The sequence below is a fragment of the Dietzia maris genome (assembly GCF_036287335.1).
Lineage (GTDB): Bacteria > Actinomycetota > Actinomycetes > Mycobacteriales > Mycobacteriaceae > Dietzia > Dietzia cinnamea.
This window is the reverse complement of sequence record NZ_CP143053.1, coordinates 2,050,908-2,073,877: the sequence shown is the minus strand read 5'-3', so window position 1 is coordinate 2,073,877 and position 22,970 is coordinate 2,050,908. Positions and strand designations below refer to the sequence as shown.

Annotated in this window: 21 protein-coding genes and 2 pseudogenes; 19 read left to right on the top strand and 4 right to left on the bottom strand. The window is 67.4% G+C overall.

Going from position 1 to position 22,970, the window contains the following annotated elements; genetic code table 11:
• The first annotated feature begins 85 nt into the window (after nucleotides 1–85).
• From atpB to VYL96_RS09505, 11 genes are all read left to right on the top strand, one after another.
• Nucleotides 86–811 (top strand): F0F1 ATP synthase subunit A, encoded by a 726-nt coding sequence (gene atpB / locus VYL96_RS09555; RefSeq protein ID WP_007627624.1) that lies wholly within the window; start codon nucleotides 86–88, stop codon nucleotides 809–811.
• A gap of 100 nt (nucleotides 812–911) precedes the next feature.
• The gene (locus VYL96_RS09550; RefSeq protein WP_007627622.1) at nucleotides 912–1,151 is read left to right on the top strand and encodes an ATP synthase F0 subunit C; all 240 of its coding nucleotides are present in this window, start codon (nucleotides 912–914) and stop codon (nucleotides 1,149–1,151) included.
• 32 nt (nucleotides 1,152–1,183) lie between these two features.
• The gene (locus VYL96_RS09545) at nucleotides 1,184–1,756 is read left to right on the top strand and encodes a F0F1 ATP synthase subunit B (RefSeq protein WP_007627620.1); all 573 of its coding nucleotides are present in this window, start codon (nucleotides 1,184–1,186) and stop codon (nucleotides 1,754–1,756) included.
• Nucleotides 1,757–1,770: 14 nt separating this feature from the next.
• A complete protein-coding gene (locus tag VYL96_RS09540; RefSeq protein ID WP_007627619.1) occupies nucleotides 1,771–2,589 on the top strand; it encodes a F0F1 ATP synthase subunit delta in 819 nt (272 codons plus the stop codon).
• Between the two features lie 96 nt (nucleotides 2,590–2,685).
• Nucleotides 2,686–4,326: a F0F1 ATP synthase subunit alpha gene (atpA, locus tag VYL96_RS09535; RefSeq protein ID WP_007627617.1), complete on the top strand. Its 1,641-nt coding sequence runs from the start codon at nucleotides 2,686–2,688 to the stop codon at nucleotides 4,324–4,326.
• A gap of 55 nt (nucleotides 4,327–4,381) precedes the next feature.
• Entirely contained in the window at nucleotides 4,382–5,368 is a 987-nt protein-coding gene (locus tag VYL96_RS09530; RefSeq protein ID WP_131885575.1) for a F0F1 ATP synthase subunit gamma, read from the top strand.
• Between the two features lie 3 nt (nucleotides 5,369–5,371).
• Nucleotides 5,372–6,820, top strand: a complete 1,449-nt coding sequence (gene atpD, locus VYL96_RS09525; protein ID WP_007627613.1) for a F0F1 ATP synthase subunit beta — start codon at nucleotides 5,372–5,374, stop codon at nucleotides 6,818–6,820.
• 9 nt (nucleotides 6,821–6,829) lie between these two features.
• The gene (locus tag VYL96_RS09520) at nucleotides 6,830–7,201 is read left to right on the top strand and encodes a F0F1 ATP synthase subunit epsilon (RefSeq protein ID WP_007627612.1); all 372 of its coding nucleotides are present in this window, start codon (nucleotides 6,830–6,832) and stop codon (nucleotides 7,199–7,201) included.
• Between the two features lie 58 nt (nucleotides 7,202–7,259).
• On the top strand, nucleotides 7,260–7,709 hold the full coding sequence (locus VYL96_RS09515; RefSeq protein WP_007627611.1) for a DUF2550 family protein: 450 nt from the start codon (nucleotides 7,260–7,262) through the stop codon (nucleotides 7,707–7,709).
• A gap of 70 nt (nucleotides 7,710–7,779) precedes the next feature.
• Nucleotides 7,780–8,460 carry an endonuclease NucS gene (gene nucS / locus VYL96_RS09510; protein ID WP_007627610.1) on the top strand — a complete coding sequence of 227 codons (681 nt, stop codon included), beginning with the start codon at nucleotides 7,780–7,782 and terminating at the stop codon, nucleotides 8,458–8,460.
• 9 nt (nucleotides 8,461–8,469) lie between these two features.
• Nucleotides 8,470–8,772 (top strand): Rv1322 family protein, encoded by a 303-nt coding sequence (locus VYL96_RS09505; RefSeq protein ID WP_083961741.1) that lies wholly within the window; start codon nucleotides 8,470–8,472, stop codon nucleotides 8,770–8,772.
• On the opposite strand, the gene VYL96_RS09500 is transcribed toward VYL96_RS09505, so the two are convergent.
• Nucleotides 8,753–9,631, bottom strand: coding sequence for a coiled-coil domain-containing protein (locus tag VYL96_RS09500; RefSeq protein WP_232303097.1), 879 nt, complete (start codon nucleotides 9,629–9,631; stop codon nucleotides 8,753–8,755). The genes VYL96_RS09505 and VYL96_RS09500 overlap by 20 nt on opposite strands.
• 101 nt (nucleotides 9,632–9,732) lie before the next feature.
• Between VYL96_RS09500 and VYL96_RS09495 the strand changes: the two are divergent.
• The 4 genes and pseudogenes from VYL96_RS09495 to VYL96_RS09480 form a co-directional block, all read left to right on the top strand.
• Nucleotides 9,733–10,737, top strand: a pseudogene (locus VYL96_RS09495) (transposase); the annotation flags it as partial.
• A 177-nt stretch (nucleotides 10,738–10,914) separates the two neighbouring features.
• Nucleotides 10,915–12,006 carry an IS110 family RNA-guided transposase gene (locus tag VYL96_RS09490; protein ID WP_198150851.1) on the top strand — a complete coding sequence of 364 codons (1,092 nt, stop codon included), beginning with the start codon at nucleotides 10,915–10,917 and terminating at the stop codon, nucleotides 12,004–12,006.
• On the top strand, nucleotides 12,003–12,665 hold the full coding sequence (locus tag VYL96_RS09485; protein ID WP_329437035.1) for a transposase: 663 nt from the start codon (nucleotides 12,003–12,005) through the stop codon (nucleotides 12,663–12,665). The genes VYL96_RS09490 and VYL96_RS09485 overlap by 4 nt, the downstream gene beginning before the upstream one ends.
• A gap of 241 nt (nucleotides 12,666–12,906) precedes the next feature.
• Nucleotides 12,907–13,837 (top strand): IS5 family transposase gene (locus tag VYL96_RS09480; protein ID WP_375544743.1). Its coding sequence is split into 2 segments (ribosomal slippage): nucleotides 12,907–13,290 and nucleotides 13,292–13,837, totalling 930 coding nucleotides; the frame shifts between segments, so codons are not numbered across the junction.
• On the opposite strand, the gene VYL96_RS09475 is transcribed toward VYL96_RS09480, so the two are convergent.
• On the bottom strand, nucleotides 13,834–14,334 hold the full coding sequence (locus VYL96_RS09475) for a hypothetical protein (protein WP_153038723.1): 501 nt from the start codon (nucleotides 14,332–14,334) through the stop codon (nucleotides 13,834–13,836). The two genes, VYL96_RS09480 and VYL96_RS09475, sit on opposite strands and share 4 nt — an antisense overlap.
• 390 nt (nucleotides 14,335–14,724) lie before the next feature.
• Between VYL96_RS09475 and istA the strand changes: the two genes are divergently transcribed.
• The 3 genes from istA to VYL96_RS09460 all read left to right on the top strand — a co-directional run bounded on the left by istA (nucleotide 14,725) and on the right by VYL96_RS09460 (nucleotide 18,021).
• Nucleotides 14,725–16,377 carry an IS21 family transposase gene (gene istA, locus VYL96_RS09470; RefSeq protein WP_259828226.1) on the top strand — a complete coding sequence of 551 codons (1,653 nt, stop codon included), beginning with the start codon at nucleotides 14,725–14,727 and terminating at the stop codon, nucleotides 16,375–16,377.
• On the top strand, nucleotides 16,370–17,128 hold the full coding sequence (locus VYL96_RS09465) for an ATP-binding protein (protein ID WP_007633699.1): 759 nt from the start codon (nucleotides 16,370–16,372) through the stop codon (nucleotides 17,126–17,128). Before istA ends, VYL96_RS09465 begins: the two co-directional genes overlap by 8 nt.
• 326 nt (nucleotides 17,129–17,454) lie before the next feature.
• The gene (locus VYL96_RS09460) at nucleotides 17,455–18,021 is read left to right on the top strand and encodes a hypothetical protein (protein ID WP_061917924.1); all 567 of its coding nucleotides are present in this window, start codon (nucleotides 17,455–17,457) and stop codon (nucleotides 18,019–18,021) included.
• Nucleotides 18,022–18,468: 447 nt separating this feature from the next.
• On the opposite strand, the pseudogene VYL96_RS09455 reads toward VYL96_RS09460, so the two are convergent.
• Nucleotides 18,469–19,399: pseudogene (locus VYL96_RS09455) on the bottom strand (IS5 family transposase).
• Nucleotides 19,400–19,513: 114 nt separating this feature from the next.
• Between VYL96_RS09455 and VYL96_RS09450 the strand changes: the two are divergent.
• Entirely contained in the window at nucleotides 19,514–21,103 is a 1,590-nt protein-coding gene (locus VYL96_RS09450; RefSeq protein ID WP_204649355.1) for an IS1182 family transposase, read from the top strand.
• A 360-nt stretch (nucleotides 21,104–21,463) separates the two neighbouring features.
• On the opposite strand, the gene VYL96_RS09445 is transcribed toward VYL96_RS09450, so the two are convergent.
• The gene (locus VYL96_RS09445) at nucleotides 21,464–22,939 is read right to left on the bottom strand and encodes an IS1182 family transposase (RefSeq protein WP_061917889.1); all 1,476 of its coding nucleotides are present in this window, start codon (nucleotides 22,937–22,939) and stop codon (nucleotides 21,464–21,466) included.
• Between the last annotated feature and the right edge of the window lie 31 nt (nucleotides 22,940–22,970).

The window sequence follows — 22,970 nt, the reverse complement described above, 5'->3', positions numbered from 1 at the left end:
CACACTGAGTACCACGCTTCTGGCCTTCAAAGGCGAGTTCCACCCCCCGAACATCGACAAGGAGTTCTTCCCTGCCGAGCAGTGGTTGACGGACTTCGCCGGCGGTGCCTTCACCCTCGACCGCCTCATGCTGGTCCGACTCCTCATGGCGGTCGTTCTCCTCGCGTTCCTGGTGATCGCGATGCGCAACCCGAAGCTGGTGCCGCGGGGCGTCCAGAACGTCGCGGAGATCTGCCTCGACTTCGTCCGGGTGCACATCTCGGAGGAGATCCTCGGCAAGGAGCAGGGTCGCCGCTTCCTCCCGATCATCGCGACGATCTTCTTCGCGGTGGTGGCGATGAACCTGCCGGCCATCATCCCGGGGCTGAACATCTCCCCGAACGCCCGGATCGGGTTCCCGCTGGTGCTCGCCCTGCTGGGCTACGTCACCTTCATCTACGCGGGATCCAAGCGCTACGGCTTCGGACGCTTCATCAAGGCGAGCGTCGTGATCCCCAACCTGCCGCCGGCCCTGCACCTGCTGGTGGTCCCGATCGAGCTCGTCTCGACGTTCATCCTGCGCCCCGCCACGCTGACCATCCGACTCATGGCGAACATGCTCGCGGGGCACCTGATCCTGGTGCTGCTGTTCAGCGCGTCGAACTTCTTCTTCTGGCAGCTCAACGGCTGGACGGTCCTGTCCGCCGGCATCTCCCTGCTGTCCGTCGCGTTCACGCTCTTCGAGCTGCTGGTGATCTTCCTGCAGGCCTACATCTTCGCGCTGCTGGTCGCCGTCTACATCGACAGTGCGCTCCACGCGGAGAACCACTAGTACCCGGGCCCCCAGGCCTGACACGACCACCCGTCAATCAGACAACCCACGTCCGACCGGGGCGGAACCACCCGCCCCGGCCATCTGAAAGGGAAACCCCATGGACATCGTCACTCTCGCCCAGGCCGCCGAGCAGAACGTCACCGGCTACGGCGCGATCGGCTACGGCCTCGCCGCCATCGGCCCCGGCATCGGCATCGGCATCCTCGTCGGCAAGACCGTCGAGGGCATGGCCCGTCAGCCCGAGATGGCCGGCACCCTCCGTACCACGATGTTCCTCGGCATCGCCTTCACCGAGGCGCTCGCCCTGATCGGTATCGTCGCCGGCTTCCTGTTCTGATCGACGACACACCGACCTCTTAGGGACGCACCATGAACAACGTCATCGCCATCTTGGCGGCCGAGGGGGAAGCACTCCCCCTGGAGGAGAGCCCCAACCCGCTCATTCCTCCGCTGTATGACATCGTCTGGTCGCTCATCCCGCTCGCCGTCATCCTCTGGCTGTTCTGGAAGTTCATCCTTCCGAAGTTCCAGCAGGTTCTCGATGAGCGAGAGGAGCGGATCGAGGGCGGTCTGCGTCGTGCCGAGCAGACCCAGGCCGAGGCGAAGGAGGAGCTGGCCAAGTACAAGGCACAGCTCGCCGAGGCGCGCAGCGAAGCGGCCAAGATCCGCGACGACGCGCGAGCCCAGGGCCAGCAGATCCTCGCGGACATGAAGGCCGAGGCGCAGGCCGAGAGCGACAGGATCGTCGCCGCCGGCAACCAGCAGCTCGCGGCCCAGCGTCAGCAGATCGTCGCGGAACTGCGTTCCGATCTCGGGCGTCAGTCCGTCGATCTGGCCGAGCGGCTCATGGGTGAGCAGCTGTCGGACTCCGTCCGTCGCTCCGGCACCATCGACCGCTTTCTGGCAGACCTCGACCGGGTCCCCGGCGCGGGCAAGAACTAAGGGAAGTGGAGTCCATGCACGCAGCGAGTCGCGACGCGCTCGACCAGACCCGTGAGGCACTGAAGTCCGCCCTGGCCGCCGACCCGGCCGGCGGGGCGACCGGTGCGAAGGTGGGCCAGGAGCTCTTCCAGGTCGTCGACGTCCTGGAGGACAACCGGTCACTCCGGGTCGCCGTGGCCGACACGTCCGCCCCGGTGGAGGCCCGCCAGGACCTCGTGCGCGGGGTCTTCGGGTGGAAGGTCGACCAGACCACGCTCGACCTCCTGCTCGCTGCGGTGTCCCGGGACTGGTCCAACCCGCGTGAACTGCGGGCGGGCCTGATCCTGCTGGGCCGCGAGGCGCTCCTGCGCTCCGCGGAGCAGCAGGGCCAGCTCCAGACGGTCGAGGACGAGCTGTTCCGGCTCGGCCGCATCGTCGCCGGCGACGCGGAGTTCGAGCAGGCCCTCGCCGACAAGACCGCGCCGGCGGACGCCAAGCGGGCCCTGCTCGCCCAGGTGCTCTACGGCAAGGTCACCGCGGTCACCGAGGCGCTGGCCTCCCAGGCCGTCGCCCGGCCGGCCGGGATGCCCGCGGACGACTTCATGGAGATCTCCCGGCAGGCCGCGGAACTGCGCGGCCGCGCCGTGGCCGTGGTGACGAGCGCGGAGCCCCTGACCGAGCAGCAGACCGACGACCTCCGTGGCCGGCTCGCGTCGATCTACGGCCGCGAGCTGGCCATCCACAACGACGTCGATCCCGCCCTGCTGGGCGGGGCGGTGGTCCGCGTGGGTGACGAGATCATCGACGGCAGCGTGGCGGGTCGCCTGGACGCGTTGCGGCGCACCCTGCGCTGACCGGTTCGACCGGTCGAACGACGAGCTGCGGTCTCCAGTGGTCGAGGCTCGGCACACACCTATAAAGCACATCCCGACTTTGAGAGCAGGAATGACATGGCGGAGTTGACGATCTCCTCCGATGAGATCCGCAGCGCGATTGCGAACTACACCTCGACTGTTTCGACCGACGCGACCAAGGAAGAGGTCGGCGTCGTCGTCGACACCAGTGACGGCATCGCGCACATCAGCGGTCTCCCCTCGGCGATGGCCAACGAGCTGCTGGAGTTCCCGGGCGGCATCCTCGGCGTCGCGCTGAACCTGGAGGACCGCGAGATCGGCGCGGTCATCCTCGGCAACTTCGAGGAGATCGCCCAGGGCCAGGAGGTCCGTCGCACCGGTGACGTCCTCTCCGTGCCCGTCGGCGACGGCTTCCTCGGCCGCGTCGTCAACCCGCTCGGCCAGCCGATCGACGGCCTCGGCGACATCGAGTCGGAGGACACCCGCGCCCTCGAGCTGCAGGCCCCCTCCGTCCTCGAGCGCCAGCCGGTCGAGGAGCCCATGCAGACCGGCATCAAGGCGATCGACGCCATGACGCCGATCGGCCGCGGCCAGCGTCAGCTCATCATCGGTGACCGCAAGACGGGCAAGACCGCCGTCTGCATCGACGCCATCCTCAACCAGAAGGCCAACTGGGAGTCGGGCGACAAGACCAAGCAGCTGCGGTGCATCTACGTCGCGGTCGGCCAGAAGGGCTCCACCATCGCGGGCGTCAAGGCGACCCTCGAGGAGCACGGCGCGATGGAGTACACGACCATCGTCGCGGCCCCGGCCTCCGACTCCGCCGGCTTCAAGTGGCTCGCCCCGTTCACCGGCTCGGCCATCGGCCAGCACTGGATGTACCAGGGCAACCACGTCCTCGTGGTGTTCGACGACCTGTCGAAGCAGGCCGACGCCTACCGTGCGATCTCGCTGCTGCTGCGTCGCCCGCCGGGCCGCGAGGCCTACCCGGGTGACGTCTTCTACCTCCACTCCCGCCTGCTGGAGCGGTGCGCCAAGCTCTCGGACGAGATGGGCGGCGGCTCGCTGACCGGCCTGCCGATCATCGAGACCAAGGCCAACGACGTCTCGGCGTTCATCCCGACCAACGTCATCTCGATCACCGACGGCCAGGTCTTCCTCGAGTCCGACCTGTTCAACCGTGGTGTGCGGCCGGCCGTCAACGTCGGTATCTCCGTCTCCCGAGTCGGCGGCGCCGCCCAGACCAAGGGCATGAAGAAGGTCTCCGGCTCGCTGCGTCTCGACCTGGCCGCATACCGCGATCTCGAGTCGTTCGCGACGTTCGCCTCCGACCTCGACGCCGCCTCCAAGGCCCAGCTCGAGCGCGGCCAGCGTCTGGTGGAGATCCTCAAGCAGGACCAGAGCTCGCCGGTGGCCGTCGAGGACCAGATCGTGTCGATCTACCTCGCGGGCGAGGGCTTCTACGACAGCGTCCCCGTCGAGGACGTGCGTCGCTTCGAGAACGAGCTCCTCGAGCACCTGCACCACGCCGCCTCCGACGTCTACGAGCAGATCGCCGGCGGCGCCGCGCTGTCCGACGACTCGATGTCCACCCTCAAGGCCAAGACCGACGAGTTCAAGGAGGGCTTCGTGGCCTCCGACGGCTCGCGGGTCGTCAACGAGCCCGAGGCCGAGGCGCTGTCCGAGGACGAGATCGACCGCGAGACGCTGACGGTCACCAAGAAGAAGAAGGCCTGAGGCCTCGCGATGACAGCCATCCGATACTCGGGCGAGAGGAGCGTGATCTGAGACCATGGCCAACCTGCGCGAACTCCGCGACCGGATCAAGTCGGTCAACTCGACGAAGAAGATCACCAAGGCCCAGGAGCTGATCGCCACCTCGCAGATCTCCAAGTCCCAGGCACGGGTCGCCGCGGCGAAGCCGTTTGCGGACCAGATCACGGCGATCCTGACCGACCTCGCGAGTGCGTCGTCGATCCAGCACCGCATGCTCAACGAGCCCGAGGATCCCAAGCGGTCCGCGGTCCTCGTGGTGACCTCCGACCGTGGCATGGCCGGCGGCTACAACCACAATGTCCTCAAGGAGGCCGCCGAGCTCATCGCGTACCTCGAGGGCGAGGGTCGCGAGGTGGACATCTACGTCCTCGGCAACAAGGGCATCGTCTACTACACCTTCCGGGAGATCCCCCTCGCCGGTTCGTGGTCCGGGCACTCCGAGAAGCCCGACTACCAGGAGGCCCGGCCGGCCTTCCAGCTCCTGTCGAAGGCGTTCGCTGTCGGCGGCGAGGACTCGTTCGACGCCGCGGAGTTCCTCGGTGAGGATCACCAGGGCGGCACGACCCGTAAGGGCGTGGACGAGGTCCACATCGTCTACACCCGGTTCGTCTCCATGCTGACCCAGACGCCCAAGGCGCGGCGGTTGGCGCCGATCGAGACCCAGGTCGAGATCGAGGAGCTGGACCTGGGCGAGGACTACATGGACTCCCCAGAGGCCGAGTTCAAGCCCGAGGTCACCTTCGAGCCGGACGCCGACACCCTGCTCGACAACCTCCTCCCGAGGTACATGTCGACCCGGGCCTTCGCCGCACTGCTCGAGTCGGCGGCGTCGGAGTCGGCGGCCCGTCGTACGGCCATGAAGTCGGCGACGGACAACGCGACCGACATCGTCGAGGGCCTCAGCCGTGAGGCGAACCAGGCCCGTCAGGCACAGATCACCCAGGAAATCAGCGAGATCGTCGGCGGAGCCGGTGCGCTCGCCGCGAGCGCAGGAAGTGACTAGACAATGACCACAGCTGTAACCGATCAGAGCACGACGGGCACGGCCGGTCTCACCGGCCGGGTCTCCCGCGTCCTGGGCGCGGTCGTCGACGTGGAGTTCCCGCGCGGCGCCCTCCCGGCCCTCTACAACGCCCTCACGGCCGAGATCACCCTCCCGGCCGTCGCCAAGACGGTGACCTTCGAGGTCGCCCAGCACCTCGGTGACAACATGGTGCGCTGCATCTCGATGCAGTCGACCGACGGTCTCGTCCGCGGTGCCGAGGTCGTCGACTCCGGCAAGCCGATCTCGGTGCCGGTCGGCGATGTCGTCAAGGGCCACGTCTTCAACGCGCTCGGCGACTGCCTCGACGCCCCCGGCACGGGCCGGGACGGCGAGCAGTGGGGCATCCACCGCGAGCCGCCGGCCTTCGACCAGCTCGAGGGCAAGACCGAGATCCTCGAGACCGGCGTGAAGGTCATCGACCTGCTGACCCCGTACGTGAAGGGCGGCAAGATCGGCCTGTTCGGTGGCGCCGGTGTCGGCAAGACCGTTCTCATCCAGGAGATGATCACCCGTATCGCGCGTGAGTTCTCCGGTACGTCGGTGTTCGCCGGCGTCGGCGAGCGCACCCGTGAGGGCACCGACCTCTTCCTCGAGATGGAGGAGATGGGCGTTCTCCAGGACACCGCCCTGGTGTTCGGTCAGATGGACGAGCCGCCGGGGACGCGTATGCGCGTCGCCCTCTCGGCCCTGACGATGGCCGAGTACTTCCGCGACGTGCAGGGCCAGGACGTCCTGCTGTTCATCGACAACATCTTCCGTTTCACCCAGGCCGGTTCCGAGGTCTCGACGCTGCTGGGCCGTATGCCGTCCGCCGTCGGTTACCAGCCGACCCTGGCGGACGAGATGGGTCAGCTGCAGGAGCGGATCACCTCGACCCGCGGGCGCTCGATCACCTCGCTGCAGGCGATCTACGTCCCCGCGGACGACTACACCGACCCCGCGCCGGCGACCACGTTCGCCCACCTCGACGCCACCACGGAGCTCTCCCGCTCCATCGCGTCGAAGGGTATCTACCCGGCCGTGGACCCGCTCACCTCGACCTCCCGCATCCTCGAGCCCGGCATCGTGGGCGAGGAGCACTACCGCGTCGCGCAGGAAGTCATCCGGATCCTCCAGAAGTACAAGGAGCTCCAGGACATCATCGCGATCCTCGGTATGGACGAGCTGTCCGAGGAGGACAAGGTCACCGTCCAGCGGGCCCGTCGTCTCGAGCGCTTCCTGGGCCAGAACTTCCTCGTCGCCGAGAAGTTCACCGGCCAGGTCGGCTCGGTCGTGCCGCTGTCCGAGACCATCGAGGCCTTCGACAAGCTGTGCAAGGGCGAGCTCGACCACCTGCCCGAGCAGGCGTTCAACGGCATCGGCGGTCTGGACGACGTCGAGAAGGCCGCCAAGAAGCTCTCGGGGAAGTGACCGTAGACAATGGCTGACATCGAAGTCGAGTTCGTCACGGTCGAGCGCCGCTTCTGGTCCGGTACCGCCACGATGGTGGTCGCCAAGACCACCGAGGGCGAGATCGGCATCCAGGCCGGGCACGAGCCGCTGCTCGGCGAACTGGACGCCGGTGGCACCGTGACCGTCTACACCGACGAGGGCAAGAAGGTCGCCGCGGTCCAGGGTGGCTTCCTCTCGGTCACCGCCCACAAGGTCAGTATCCTCGGTGAGGCGGCGGAGTGGTCCGACGCGATCGACCGTTCCGCTGCCGAGAAGGCGCTGTCCGAGGCCGGCGACGACGCCGCCGCCGCCGCAAAGGCCCGGGGTCGCCTCCGCGCCATCGAGAAGGCCGGCGCCTAAGTCGACCTCCGGCCCGACCGGCACCCCCGGCCGCGGCCACCGGAAGGAGTTGAGCAGATTGACGGCTCCCATCGAGATCGTTCTCGGTGTCGTCGTCCTGCTCGTCCTGATCCCGGTGGTCGCGGCCGCGGTCTATCGTCTGGTGGTCGTCCGACGGAACTCCACGTCGGTCCTCGTGCGCAGGACGGGGGAGGAGTCGTGGCGATACGGAGCGGTCCGGTACTCCGATACCGACGTCGCCTTCTACCGCCTGGGCAGCGTCCGGTTCGGAGCCGATGTACGGCTCGACCGTCGGAGTCTCGCACTGGGGGCGCGACGACAACCGACCGGTCCCGAGCTCGACGTGGCCGAGGAGGGCGAGGTGATCGTGCCCTTCTCCGGGACCGATCCCGGGGGCTCCGTCGTCGAGGGTGAGCTGTGCCTCGCGCCCGCCGAACTGACCGGATTGCTCGCATGGGTCGAGGCCTGTTCGACCGAGCAGATCCGGCCCCGGCGTCCCCACCGCTGACGCCCCGGGACCGCGCTCTCGGTCCGCTGCCCGCTCCCAGCGGTTCACTGCCCGTATCCAGGAGGAATCCTTGCGTCTCGTCGTCGCCACCTGTCAGGTCGACTACGTGGGCCGTCTCACCGCGCACCTTCCCATGGCGCCGCGCCTGCTGCTCGTCAAGGCGGACGGCTCGGTCAGCGTCCACGCCGACGACCGGGCGTACAAGCCGCTCAACTGGATGACGCCGCCCTGCTCGCTTTCCGAGCAGGAGCACCCGGAGAACCCTGATCACGTCCTCTGGATAGTGGAGAACAAGTCAGGGGAGCAGCTGCGGATCACCGTGGCCGAGGTGCACCACGAGTCCCAACACGAACTCGGCGTGGATCCGGGTCTCGTGAAGGACGGCGTCGAGGCCCACCTCCAGGAACTGCTCGCGGAGCACATCGAGACCCTTGGCCCCGGGTACAGCCTCGTGCGCCGCGAGTACATGACCGCCATCGGGCCGGTCGACATCCTCGGCCGTGACGCCGACGGTGTGACAGTGGCGGTGGAGATCAAGCGTCGTGGCGAGATCGACGGCGTGGAACAACTCACGAGATACCTGGAGCTGCTCAACCGCGATCCGCTGCTCGCCCCGGTGACCGGGATCTTCGCCGCACAGGTCATCAAGCCGCAGGCCCGCACCCTCGCCACTGACAGGGGAATCCGCTGCGTCACCCTCGACTACGACACTCTCCGCGGCATCGAGTCCACTGACCTACGGCTCTTCTGAGCTAGGCAGATGCCCAGGAGACACCGGCGCGGCGGCGGCGAACGCCCCGCGCCGCGGCGGGACGGCCTCGGCGGTGGCGCGCTCGAGTCCGGCCCCGCCGGCGATCCCGATCAGTACCACGTCCGGCGGATCCCGGCGGCACGGGCTACGAAGGACTACAGGTGCCCGGGCTGCGACCACCTCGTCACCGTGGGAACACCTCACGTGGTCGCCTGGCCGGACCGGCCGGGCGGCGACGACGAGCGACGGCACTGGCACGCCGGATGCTGGGCTGGCCGCCTCCGTCGTGGCCTCACCCGTCGCTGGAGCTGAACCCCGGTTCCGGCGGCAGCTCGAACACGTCGTCGCCCTCGGTGCCGGGGACGGGTTCGAGCCTCGCGCGGATCGCGGTGAGATCGCCGACCACACGCAGCCGGAGGTCCCGTAGCTCCTCGACGTGCGCGCGTGCCCGCGCCGTGACGGCCCTCGCCTCGTCGCGGGCCCGGTCGACGATCCGTCGCGCCTCCTCGTGCGCCTCACGGCGCGTCGCGTCGGCGGCGGCGACCGCGGCGTCGTGGCGCTCGCGCTCCTCTCGCAGCGACTCGCTGCGGCGCAGATCCGACGCGAGTCGGAAATCCTCGTCGATCTGCTCCCGACGACGGGCGGCCTCCTCGTCGAGCGCCCGCGCCTGCCGCTGGGCGGCGCGGACGATCTCCTCCGCCCGCGTGCGGGCCGCGGCGAGCACGACGGTGTGTTCTGTCCGGACGGCCGCGGCCCGGGCGCGGACGTCCGACAGTTCGGCGGCCGCGGTCTCCCGGAGTCTCCACGTCTCCTCGTCGGCCTCGGTGCGGACGCGATCCGCGGCCGAGAGGGCGGCGTCGCGTATGGCCGCGGCCTCTGCGGTGGCGAGCGAGAGCATGGTGGACAGGCGATCCGACATCTGGTCGCTGGTGACCGGCGCCCGTCCCAGCTCCGCGACGCGGGACTCCAGCTCGCGCACGCGGTCGTGTGCCCGCCCGGCCTCTGCAGCGGCCCGGTCGGCGCGCGCGACGGCGGCGTCGCGGTCAGCGCGCAGGAGTTCCGTCTCGGCCTCGAGGCGGGAGAGGGCGGCCGTCACCTGCTCGCGGTCGAAACCCCTGCGCACCACCGCGAACGGCTCGATGGTCGCCGGGGGTGTGTGCATGCTCGACATACCCCCACCCTAGCCGCGGGCGCGGCCGTCGCGCCTAGGAGACTGCTGAACAATCAGGGTGTCCGCCCCGCGGGTTGACCCGGGCCTGAAATACTTGGTTCATGCAGGGTGAGTGGGATCGGCAGCGTGAGTTGCTGGATGTGGAGTCGGTGGCGGGGCATCTGCTCGAGCCCGGCAGCGTGTTCGCGTTGCTGGCCGAGCATCGGGATCGCTTGTTCCCGGCGGAGTTGTTCGCCGATTTGTTTCCCTCGGGCCGGGGCCGGCCGTCGATCCCGGGGGAGGTGATCGCCTCGGTCATCGTGCTTCAGGCTCTGTTTGGGCACTCCGACCGGGAGGCCGTGGATGCGTTGACGTTTGACCTGCGGTGGAAGGCCGCGTGCGGGTACGCGGTCGATGCCAAGGGCTTCGACTCGTCGACGTTGACTTACTGGCGGCGCCGGCTGGCCGCCAGCGAGAATCCGCAGCGGATCTTCGAGGTGGTGCGCCAGGTCATCGCCGAGACCGGAGCGGTCAAGACTAAGACCCGCCGCGCACTGGACTCGACGGTTCTGGATGATGCGGTGGCCCGTCAGGACACGATCACCCAACTCATCGCCCAGATCAGGCGGGTCGGCCGCGAAGTGCCCGGCGCGAAAGAGCTGATCGCCTCCGAGTGCACCCGGTTGGCGGCGGTGTGCGGGCACGATTACTCCGAGGCCGGTAAGCCGCGTATCGCCTGGGATGACCAGGCCGCCCGCGACGAGCTGGTCTCGGCCCTGGTTGCAGACGCTCTGGCACTGCTTGAGGCTCTGGATGTTGAGGCGATCACCGCCGCCGGCGGCAGACCAGCCGAGGCGGTGGCGCTGCTGGCATTGGTCGCCGGCCAGGACGTCGAGCCCGCCGAGGATTCCGATGGCACCGACGGCCGGTGGCGCATCGCCCGCCGCACCGTCCCGGACCGGGTGATCTCTACCGTGGACCCCGATGCCCGGCACGCGCACAAGACCCAGCAGCGTCGCCAGGACGGGTTCAAAGCCCACATCGTGGTCGAACCCGATACCGGGCTGACAGTGATGATGTGTGTAGTGGTTCTTCGGGCGGGTCTGACTCACGGGCTGACCGTCGCGGTGGCTGACTAGAAGCGGATTTGTCGGCCCGCTCGGGGGATCGCTACGCACGCGACCGGACGGGCGTTTGTGACCTCATAGGAGCTTGGTTCAGAAGCCCCGCCACTGTCTTGTCCGCCCGCCTGGCCGGCGCGTGCTGCCCCACCGGGATCAACGAGAAAGGCAGCAGTGACCATGATGTCCGATCAGCACGTGCATGTCATCGCCGGAGTGGATACGCATGGCCAGACCCATCACGCGGCGGTGATCGACTCCCTCGGGCGGCATCTGGCCGACCGAGAGTTCCCGGCCACGGGTTCCGGGTACCGGCAGCTACTTTCATGGCTCGGCGGCCACGGCACCGTGCAGGCCGTTGGGGTCGAGGGCACCGGTGCCTACGGCGCCGAGCTGTCTCGGGTGCTGGCCCGGGCCGGACTATCGGTGGTCGAAGTCGACCGACCCGACCGCAAGACCCGGCGGATGAAGGGCAAGTCCGACCCGATAGACGCCTATGCCGCTGCTACCGCGGTCGCCTCCGGGCGTGCCACTGGCGTGCCGAAGACCCGCGACGGGATCGTGGAGGCCGTCCGGGCCTTGCGTGTGCCTCGGCGCTCCGCGGTCAAGGCCCGTACCCAAGCGATCAACCAGGCCAGGCAGCTGGTGATCACCGCTCCGGAGGAATTGCGAGCCCAGTTGCGTGGCCTGCCCGCCCGCGAGCTGGCCGCAGTCTGCGCCCGGTTCCGTCCCAGCGACCTCGCTAGTCCCCTCGGCGCGACCAAGGCGGCACTACGCATTCTGAGCCGCCGGATCCTGGCACTGAGTGAGGAGATCGCCGACCTCGACGTCGAGCTGAAAGCCCTGACCGCGCAGACGGCTCCGACCCTGATGAACCGCATGGGCGTGGGACCTGACGTCGCCGGGCAGCTTCTGGCCACCGCGGGCGACAACCCAGACAGGCTGCGCTCCGAAGCGGCGTTCGCGCACCTGTGCGGCGTGGCCCCGATCCCTGCCTCTTCAGGACGACGAGACCGACACCGACTCAACCGCGGTGGCGACCGGGCCGCGAACCACGCCCTGCATACCATCGCACTGAGCCGCATGCGATGGGACGAACGCACCCGCTCCTACGTTGACCGACGAACCGCGCAAGGCCTGTCCAAGAAAGACATCATGCGCTGCCTCAAACGCCACATCGCGCGCGAGATCTACCATGCCCTGATCAACGACCTACAGGCTCGCGACCCCGCCACCAAAGCACCGACCACCGCCGACCTCGCCAAAGCCGCTTGACATCCATAGGAGCATCCACTGCGGCCCGGCTGACTCGGGCCAGCGGTCCGGACAATTCCGACGCCGCCGTCGGTGCGGACCTGGTGACCACAGATCCCACCACTACATACGTCGAACACATTGAAGTGCTCGGAGACTCGGCGTACGCCACCGGCGACATGCTGGCCACCCTCGCCGGAAAGCAGTGGCTGCCCCTGGTCAAACCCTGGCCGACCAGGCCCGCTGTGGAGGGCGGGTTTGGTCTGGATGACTTCACCTTCGATGCCGCGGCAAACACGTTGACCTGCCCGGCTGATGTCACGCGGACAGTGTCGCCGCAGGGCCGGGCGAAGTTCGGTGCGGCCTGCCGGCAGTGTCCGCTGCGCCAGCGGTGCACCACCTCACAATCCGGCCGCTCGGTGCTGCTGGGCGAGCACCATGTGCTGCAACGCCAGCACCGCCAGCGCGCACAGGGCGAGGACTTCCGGGCCACCTACCGGCAGCATCGCCCGATGGTGGAACGCTCCATCGCCTGGCTCACCCGAGGCGCCCGACGAGTGCCCTATCGCGGGGTGGATAAGAACAACAGCTGGCTCCACCACCGCGCCGCCGCCCTCAACCTACGTCGCCTGCTAGCCATGGGCCTGACCCACCAGAACGGAGCTTGGGCCCTGGCCTGACCAGCGGTTAGGGGAGCCGCCTCTCGCCGATGGCCGGTGAGACCGCGCATAATCACATCAAGTGGACCGAAGGCCCTCGGTCGTCGCACCCAGAGTGCTCACCTAAAACGCCGCTCGCCATCCCACCGGTGACGCCCGGGCCCGCCGCTCACACGACCGCCAACCCCAATAGCGCCTTGTTCAGCAGTCTCCTAGGGCGTGTCTCCCATAGTTGAGTGTTGACTCGCGAGACCGTGGCCGGATGGGACAGACGAAGTCACGTTTTCGCCAGTTCACCGATGAGCAGTGGGCACGGATCGAGCCCCTGCTGCCCTCGAACGAAGGACGGCAGGGGCATCCGTTCCGCGACAATCGCAAGGTCGTCGAGGGCATCATCTACCGCTACCGAGCAGGAATTCCCTGGCGGGACCTGCCGCGGGAGGAGTTCGGGGCCTGGCAGACGGTCTGGAAGCGTCACGCCCGCTACGCCCGAGACGGCACGTGGGACCGAGTCTTGCAGGCCATCCTTGCCGAGGCCGATGCGGCCGGAAAGATCGACTGGAACGTCTCGGTAGATGCCACCATCTGCCGAGCCCACCAGCACGGCACAAACACAACGCGCCCTGATCAGGACACAGGGGGCACGATCGAATCACAAGAACCGCCCCTTCCTGGACTGTGAACCTGCAGGTCACGGCATTGGCCGCTCCCGCGGCGGGCTGACCACCAAGATTCACAGCGCCGTCGACGGTCGCGGCCGGCCGCTGGCGAGTGTGGTCACCGGCGGCCAACGACACGACGGCGCGATGCTCGAACAGGTCTTGGCCGACATCCACGTCCCGCGCCCTGGCCGGGGCAGGCCTCGCACCCGTCCCGACGCGGTGATCGCCGACAAGGCGTACTCGTCCGGCACGATCCGCCGCCAGCTCCGCGCCCGTGGAATCACCGCGGCCATCCCCGAGAAGAGCGACACCATCGCCTCCCGCAAACGCCGAGGCTCCCGCGGTGGCCGGCCTCCGAAACTCAACGCCGACCTCTACAAAGACCGCAACGTCGTCGAGCGATCCTTCGCGCTGGCCAAGCAGTGGCGAGCTCTGGCCACCCGATACGACAAACTCGCGATCACCTACCGCGCCGCCGTCACGCTCTGCGCAATCCTGACCTGGCTACGCCAATTAGGAGACACGCCCTAGTAGGTTTCAGGCCGATACGCTGCTCCGCGCCGGGTCGGACAGTCGTCCCCGATTCGGTACGGATAGTCCGGGTAGAGGGCGTCGATCCGCGGATTGTCTTCGGGCGTATCGAAGGTCTGGCCGAACGTTGCCACCCATTTGCCACTGTCGGCGTGATAGGTCCACGCGGTGACCTCGCGGATGCGCTTCACGGTCCCGCCCACCGCAATCGTCATGGGCTCCAACGCCGCACGAACCGCCGCGCCAACTTTCCAGTACCCGGCGTCCGCCTGCTCCTGTTGGCGCTGGTCGACTTCTCCGTACGGCCGCCCGTCGGGGTCCTTGTACGTACGGCCAGAACGCGAGATCACCGGAAACGGTCGCCCCTGCTTTGCCTGACGTCGGAGCTGTGTTGATCGGTGAGGCTCTGCCGGCGGCATTCCGTGCTGCCTGAGTAGCTCAACTTGCTCCGGAGAAAGAACAGCATGGGTTCTGTGCACGGCTTCGTTCTGTGACATGGCGTCACGGTAAAGCACACAGCATTGCGGCGCAATAGTTTGCACGGTCCGCACGTGGTCTCTCATCACCTTGGATGTGGAAGCAGACCGAATGAGAGGCGATCGCCGGTAGCCGCGGCAGGCAGTGGCCGTGATCGAACGCTGACGTAGTGCCACCATTTCAGACGTGAGTCAACGTCCCCGGCAGTCGAAACCGGGACGGACTGCCCAGCTTTTCGAGCGACCGGCCCTCCACAGGCCCATTGTGTTAGGGACGTGCTTCGGATAGCAGAGTTCTGATGATCGGGTAGCGCGAGTATGAGCATCGGATAGCGGGGCCGGTCCTCGTGTGCTCGTGTCGGTTCTACGCGTGGCAACTGGGCTGCGCGTGGATCCGAACAGGAGGCACGGGTGACTGATTACCGATTGGTGATGTCGCTACTGCTGCAGGACAGGTCCTACCGGGACATCGAGGCGATCGCGGGCTGCTCGCACCGCACGATCGCCAAGGCGAAGAAGGTCTGCCACGAGCACGGGGTGACCGCCACCAGCCAGGTCGAGGCGCTCAGCGGCGAGGAGATCGACGCCTTGTTCACCGATGGGCGCAAGACGCCGTCGGCGGAGTTCGTCGCCTTCGACGTGGCGGCTGCCGTGAAGAAGCGCACGGGCAAGAACAAGCTGCCGCTGCGGGTGCTGTGGGCCAACTACCTCGACACTGACGGCACGCCGGGGCAGCGGCACTACAGCTATCAGCGGTTCTGCCAGATCGTCGGCGAGTACGTCGAGGTCAACGAGCTGACGATGCGGATCACGCATGTGCCCGGGCACACGATGCAAGTCGACTGGGCGGGCACGAAGATGGCCATCTTCGATCCCGTCACCGGCACCAAGACCACGGTGTCGGTGTTCGTGGCGTCGCTGCCGTACTCGGGGATGGTCTTCGCCTGCGGCTGCCTGGACGAGAAGATGCCCAGCTGGCTCGACGCGCACTTGCAGGCGTTCGAGTACTTCGGCGGCGCGGCGCAGGTGATCGTCCCGGATAACGCCTCGACGGCGTCGAACCAGATCGCCCGCGGTGACCGGGCCCGCGAGGTCAACCGTGAGTATCGGGATTTCCTCGAGTACCACCGCACCGCCGCGGTGCCCACCAGACCAGTCCGCCCAAAGGACAAGGGCAACGTCGAGGCCGGGGTGAAGGTGGTGACCAACTGGGTGATCGGACGGCTGGCCGATCGGCGCTTCGCCAGCCTGGACGATCTGAATGAGGCGATCGCCGCCGAGGTCGAGTCGATCAACGACCGGATCCCGTTCCGGGGCCAGAAGACGAGCCGGCGGGAGCTGTTCACCGAGCACGAGAAGTCCGAACTGATCGCTCTGCCCGAGGCCCGCTGGCAGCCGGTCATCTGGAAGAAATCCAAGGTCAACCGGGATTACCACGTGGAGATCGCCACGGTGAAGTACTCGGTGCCCTACACCTTCGCCGGCCAGCACGTCGATGTGAAGATCACCGGCCCCACACTCACGGTCATGGCTGGCGGCGAGGTCATCGCCTCCCACACCGTCTCCGGTATGCGGCATTCCTTCGTCACCGATCCCGACCACGTGCCCGCTCCGCATCTGCAGACCTCGGACCTGTGGTCGCGGGCGTACTTCGTGCGCCAGGCCCACAAGATCGGGCCGAACACCGTCGCCGCGATCAGCGAGGTCCTCGATCGTCAGCGGATCGAGGCGCAGGGCTACCGCTCGTGCCAGAACATCCTCGCCCTGGCCCGCGGCGACAACAAGCAGCTCCTCGAGCGGGCCTGCGGCCAACTCGTCTCCGAGACCTCCCGCCGGGCGATCAGCTACACCGCCGTCAAGCAGCAGCTGGCCGCACTGCGGGCCCAGGCCGCCGCCCGGCCCACCACCACGCAGCCGGCGGTGGCGGCTACGACGGACCGGCTGGAGCCGCCGCCGGGTCGGCGAGATACCACCGGGGCGCATCTGGCCGGGCCTGAGCAGTTCAGCCTCGCCGCCCTCACCAGCGCTCCCAACGACTCAAACCGGGAGGCCGGTCGTGACTGATCGTCATCTCACCGACGCCGACATGCCGCTGTTCACGCAGCTGCGGATGACCGCGTTCGGCCAGACCGTCATTGACCTGGCCAACGATCCCGCCTGCGACGAGTGGACCTTCTCGGAGAAGATCTTCCACGCCCTGGACAAAGAGATCACGGCCAGGCAGGAACGCCGGACCCAGAAACTACTCAAGGCCTCCAGATCGCCAAACCCTGACGCCTGCGTAGAAGAGATTCGCTACCTGCCTGACCGCAACGTCAACCGCGAGCTAATCGCACGACTTTCCAGCTGTCAATGGATCGACGCCACTCGCAATCTCGTCGTGCTCGGCCAATCCAGCGTGGGCAAGACCTACCTCGCCCAGGCGCTTCTCAATGCCGCGTGCCGAAAGTACTACACCGCGAGGTTCTTCCGGCTCGACGACCTGGCCAACCGGCTCGCCGTGCTGGAGCCGACCTCGCAGCGCAGGCTGGACTTCCTCACTGATCTGCACAACTGCGACCTGCTAGTGCTGGACGATTTCCTGACCACGCCGGTGGCCCCGCACACCGCGGCGGAGCTGCTCAACATCCTTGCCGCCCGGGAAGGGCGGGGCTCGACGCTGGTGACCTCGCAGTTCGACCCGCCCGATTGGTACAAGTCGCTCCAAGACGCGGTCATCGCCGAATCGATCCTCAACCGGATCGTCGCCGGCGCCGAGATCATCGCCCTCGACGGCCCGAACATGAGACGACACCTCGCCACGGCAACGCCATAGCGGCCCAGCGGTCGGACGGGTGAACTCCGCTATCCGATGCCCGTCCGACCGCTACCCGATCATCAGAACCGCGCTTTCCGAAACGCGTCCCAAACACCATTGCAGCGATTCATCAACCTGGCTGGTGGGTCATCAACACCGAAGTGCCCCTGCTGATGTGAGGTCTTTTTTTCCCATTGTTTGCTGTGCGCACCCACTGACGGTGTTAGCGTCCGCAATGTGAGCATCAGTATCTTTGCTGTTGTGCTCACCCCTCCGCCACCTAGTCGATCAGGAGAAGACACATGAAAGCTCGTATCGGTGTGGTAGGGGCGACTGTCGCCACCATGGCAGCGCTCCTGGCGCCAACTGCCGCCGCACAGACCGGAAGCCTCGACACTCTCAGCAGCAACTCCGCCAACCCCACCACGGCGATCGACAGCGCGACCGAGAAGGCCGCCCTGGACGCTTACGCCAACCTCGACACCGAGGCGGCCCGAAAGGCAGATCCGGCAGGGTATGATCGGCGCCTCTCCAAGCTGTCGTCGAGCCCCGCGATGACGACGTTCCTCAATCGGTACTCGGTCGACCCGCAAGGGGAGCTGGACCGACTTGCAGCCCTCATGGACGAGAACGCGATCGACACTTTCCTCACCAAGACCGCCGGAAAGTACCTCGTCCCCAACACTGACGGGACCGGTGGATACCGACTCGTCTCCGAACTTCCCCCCGAGCCGAACAAGCAGGATGGACCGTTGCAGCCCGCTGCAACTTGCTGGAAGTCCTTCGTCGGTATCGGAGCATTCACCTGGGTGACCGGCTTCCACTGCGCCCTGACCGGGGTGCTCACTTTCCCCTGCCTCTGGATCGCCGCAATCGCCGGCGACAACATCAACTGGGACCGCTACTGCTGATGCGAATCGCCGCCGCACTTCTCACTAGCCTCATCGTCGGCCTCGTCGCCTACGCGCTGATCGTGCTTGTCAGCCCCAACCAGGAACCCTCAGAGACAATTAGAGTCGCGCTATGCGCGGGTGTCGTGATCGCCGACTTCGTGGTGGGAGCTGGGGGACGAGTCCGAACCGGCTCGTGGTCCGGTGGACTATTCGGAGCCCCATCGAATCAGCGCGAGAGTGACAGCGAGTAAGCATCGGTTCGACCTACCGCTTTGAGGCGCGGGCGGCCCGAAAGCAACCCGGACTGACCGCGCCTCGATGTATCACCTTCCCGGAGTCGAACATCCGCCAGTTGTCGAGTTCTCACAATGAGTCGCAGCCTTGGACATGAGAGGCATCGTCGATCAACCACCCGGCCCGGACTGCCCCAGCTCGCGAGGTCTCATAACTCACCTCAAGATGCATCTAGGGTGTGTCTCCCAATCGGCGTAGCCAGGTGAGAATTGCGCAGAGTGTGACGGCGGCGCGGTAAGTGATCGCGAGTTTGTCGTAGCGGGTGGCCAGCGCTCGCCATTGCTTGGCCAGTGCGAAGGAACGCTCGACGACGTTTCGGTCTTTGTAGAGGTCAGTGTCGAGTTTCGGGGGTCGGCCACCGCGGCTGCCGCGGCGTTCGCGAGCGGCGATGGTGTCGCTTTTCTCCGGGATGACAGCGGCGATACCGCGACTGCGGAGCTGGCGGCGGATCGTGCCAGACGAGTAGGCCTTGTCTGCGATCACCGCGTCGGGGCGGGTGCGGGGTCGGCCCTTGCCGTGGCGTGGGACGTGGATGTCGGCCAGGACTTCGGCCAGCATCGCGCCGTCGTTTCGTTGCCCACCGGTGATCACGTTCGCCAGCGGTCGGCCGCGGCCGTCGACGGCACTGTGAATCTTGGTGGTCAGCCCTCCTCGCGAGCGACCGATGCCATGACCTGCGGGTTCACAGTCCCGGAAGGGCCGGTTCTTGTGATTCGACCCTGCCCCCTGTGTCCTGCTCAGGGCGCGTTGTATTTGTGCCGTGCTGATGAGCGCGGCAGATGGTGGCGTCGACCGAGACGTTCCAGTCGATCTTTCCGGCTGCGTCGGCATCGGCCAGGATCACGTGCAGGATGCGATCCCAGGTCCCGTCCCGGGCGTAGCGGGCGTGACGCTTCCACACGGTCTGCCACGCACCGAACTCCTCGCGAGGTAGGTCCCGCCAGGGAATACCTGCTCGGTAGCGGTAGATGATCCCCTCGACGACTTTGCGATTGTCGCGAAACGGATGCCCCTGCCGCCCTTCGTTCGAGGGCAGCAGGGGCTCTATCCGCTCCCACTGCTCGTCGGTGAACTGGCGAAATCGTGACTTCGTCTGTCCCATACGGCCACGGTCTCGCGGGTCACCGCTCAGCTATGGGAGACACGCCCTAGGAGGCTGCTGAACAATCCGGGTGTCCGCACCTCGGGTTGGCGGGGCGCCTGAAATACTGCGTGTATGCAGGGTGAGTCGGATCGGCAACGGGAATTGCTGGATGTGGAGTCGGTGGCGGGGCATCTGCTCGAGCCCGGCAGCGTGTTCGCATTGCTGGCCGAGCATCGGGACCGGTTGTTCCCGGCGGAGTTGTTCGCCGACCTGTTCCGGTCGGGTCGGGGCCGGCCGTCGATCCCGGGTGAGGTGATCGCCTCCGTCATCGTCTTGCAAGCCCTGTACGGCCATTCGGACCGTGAGGCCGTGGATGCGTTGACGTTCGATCTGCGGTGGAAGGCTGCCTGCGGGTACGCGGTCGATGCGAAGGGCTTTGACTCGTCGACGTTGACCTATTGGCGGCGCCGGTTGGCGGCCAGCGAGCGTCCGCAGCGGATCTTCGAGGTGGTACGTCAGGTCATCGCCGAGACCGGGGCGGTCAAGTCCAAGACCCGCCGGGCACTGGACTCGACGGTGCTGGACGATGCGGTTGCCCGTCAGGACACGATCACCCAGTTGATCGCCCAGATCCGTCGGGTGGGCCGCGAGGTCCCCGACGCCAAAGACCTCATCGCCAGCGTGTGCACCCGCCTGGCCCAGGTGACCGGCCACGGATACGAGACGGCGGGCAAACCACGTATCGCGTGGGACGACCAGGCCGCCCGCGACGAGCTGGTCTCCGCCCTGGTAGCCGATGCGTTGGCACTGCTGGAGGCTTTGAACGTCGAGGCGATCACCGCCGCTGGTGGCAGGCCGGCCGAGGCGGTCGCTCTCTTGGCGTTGGTGGCCGGTCAGGACGTCGAACCGGCCGAGGATTCCGATGGCACCGACGGGCGGTGGCGCATCGCGCGCCGTACCGCCCCGGATCGGGTGATCTCCACTGTCGATCCTGATGCCCGGCACGCGCACAAGACCCAGCAGCGTCGCCAGGACGGGTTCAAAGCCCACATCGTGGTCGAACCCGACACCGGCTTGACCACCGCGACCCGGCTGACCCGGGCCAGCGGCCCGGACAATTCCGATGCCACTGTCGGCGCGGACCTGGTCACCACAGATCCCACCACTACAGACGTCGAGAACATTGAGGTGCTGGGCGATTCGGCGTACGCCACCGGAGACATGCTGGCCACCCTCGCCGGAAAGCAGTGGCTGCCGCTGGTCAAACCCTGGCCGACCAGGCCCGCTGTGGAGGGCGGGTTTGGTCTCGATGACTTCACCTTCGATGCCGCGGCAAACACGTTGACCTGCCCGGCTGATGTCACGCGGACAGTGTCGCCGCAGGGCCGGGCGAAGTTCGGTGCGGCCTGCCGGCAGTGTCCGCTGCGCCAGCGGTGCACCACCTCACAATCCGGCCGCTCGGTGCTGCTGGGCGAGCACCATGTGCTGCAACGCCAGCACCGCCAGCGCGCACAGGGCGAGGACTTCCGGGCCACCTACCGGCAGCATCGCCCGATGGTGGAACGCTCCATCGCCTGGCTCACCCGAGGCGCCCGACGAGTGCCCTATCGCGGCGTGGACAAGAACAATAACTGGCTCCACCACCGCGCCGCCGCCCTCAACCTACGACGCCTGCTCGCCATGGGGCTGACCATGGAGAACGGGACCTGGGCCCTGGCCTGACCCAGTAACCAGGGCCTCATGAACCTCCCTGCTGCAGGCCGGTCAGCCACACGAGGACCACAGGCGGGCGCATCGCTCCCAGTCGCCGTACCCAGAGCGCTGACCTGAATCGCCGCTTGACGGCCCACCGAGACCGATCCGCAAGCCGCTCACACCACCGCAACCCCCAATGGCGCCTTGTTCAGCAGCTTCCTAGGAGCATGGGTCAGTAATGGCTCGAAGCGCGCCGAGAGTACGGCGGAGTGCGTGAGAGCGTTGCGCTCGGGCCGGCGTCACTGGCGGCCAGGTATTCGGTTTGCGAAGCCGCGGTGATGGCGTTCAGTCCGCGGGTCAGCCTGTAGGTCGCCCGGGCCTGCCAGTTCAGGCGATCTGGAGGCCGCCGAGCCCGGTGGCGCCGATATGACCGTGGAGCTTTCGCAGGTTGTGGCAGGCAGCGAGCAGTAGCCATTCACCGCGGGCGGCGTCCAGACCGCGAATCAGGAGTTGCTTGCCGTTCTGCAGGGTGCTCATCTGTCCGAAGACCGGTTCGACGATCGCTTTGCGCCGGGCGTAGACCGCTCGGCCTTTCTTCGTGGCGAGCTTGCGGGCCATGCGCTGCTTGTCCGTGGCGCTGGCCGGGATCGGTCCCCGGGGGGCGATCGGCGCCGGTTCCCCGCTGCGCTGTCGTCCGGTGGCGATGAAGAACTCGGTGCCCTGCTCGCCGGTGACCTCGGCGGAGGCGGCGAGGTTCGCGGCTGAGCAGTACCCGGCATCGGCGAGCATCTGCTTCGGGGCCTGCCCCGTGTTGCTGATGGCCTGCTCGGTCATGGGGATGAGGTTGCCGACGTCGGCGGCACAGTCGTTGACCTCGGCCGCCACGATGATCTGATGGGCGGCATCGACCACGGCCTGGCCGTTGTAGCACTGAGCGAACGACCCGTCCCCGGTGAGCATGATCTTCGACTCCGGGTCGGTGAAGTTGCGCTGGGCCTTCGGCCTGGGCGTGGCGCGCTCGGCGGCCTCAGCGGCCTTCTGCGCGACGGTGTCTTCGTCTTCGCCCTTACCGCGGGCCTTAGCCTCAGCCTTCTCCGCCGCATCGGCGGCGGCGTCGGCTTCCAGAGCAGCTTTGGCCTGGCGCAGCTTGACCAGGCGAGACTCTCGGCGGGCCAGCTCATCGGGCAGCTCGTCCCCGCGCCGGTTCTTGCCGAACTTGGCGTCCTCGGCCTTGTCGATGGCCTCGGCGGCGGCCAGCAGATCGGAGACCTCCTGGGCCAGTACCTTCTCCTTGTCCGTCAGCCGCGCGTACGACATGGCCTTGCGTTTGGAGGCGTTCGCCCGCAGCTTCGTCCCATCCAGCGCGACCTGTCCAAGCGTGACCATCCCGGCGGCCTGGCACAACGCCAACGCCTGCAAGAACAGGTTGCCCAGCGCGGCCAGGTGCCTCTTGCGAAACCTGGCGATCGCGCGGTAGTCCGGGGCCGCCCCGGCCGCCAACCACCGGAAAGCGACGATGTCGGTGCAGGCCTTCTCGATCCCGCGGGAGGAGCGCACCCCCGTGGTGTAGCCGAAGATCAGCAACCGCACCATCAACCGCGGATCGTACGGCGGGGCCCCGCGCCCCTCCTGGTAGGAGACGTAGATCCGCGATAAATCCAGGTGCTCATCGACCAGATCCGCCACGAACCGTGCCAGATGATCGGCCGGAAGCCAGTCATCCAGCGACGGCGGCAGCAACAACCCCTGGCCCGGGTCGAACGCCCGAAATGTCTTGCCTGCGCCCACCGGCTCGACCTCGCCCTGCCGGTCAGCCCGCTCGACGCGGAACTCCTCGGCGGCGAACAACCCTTCCTCGCCCATGACGACAATTATCCCGCCGAACCCGCCCCAT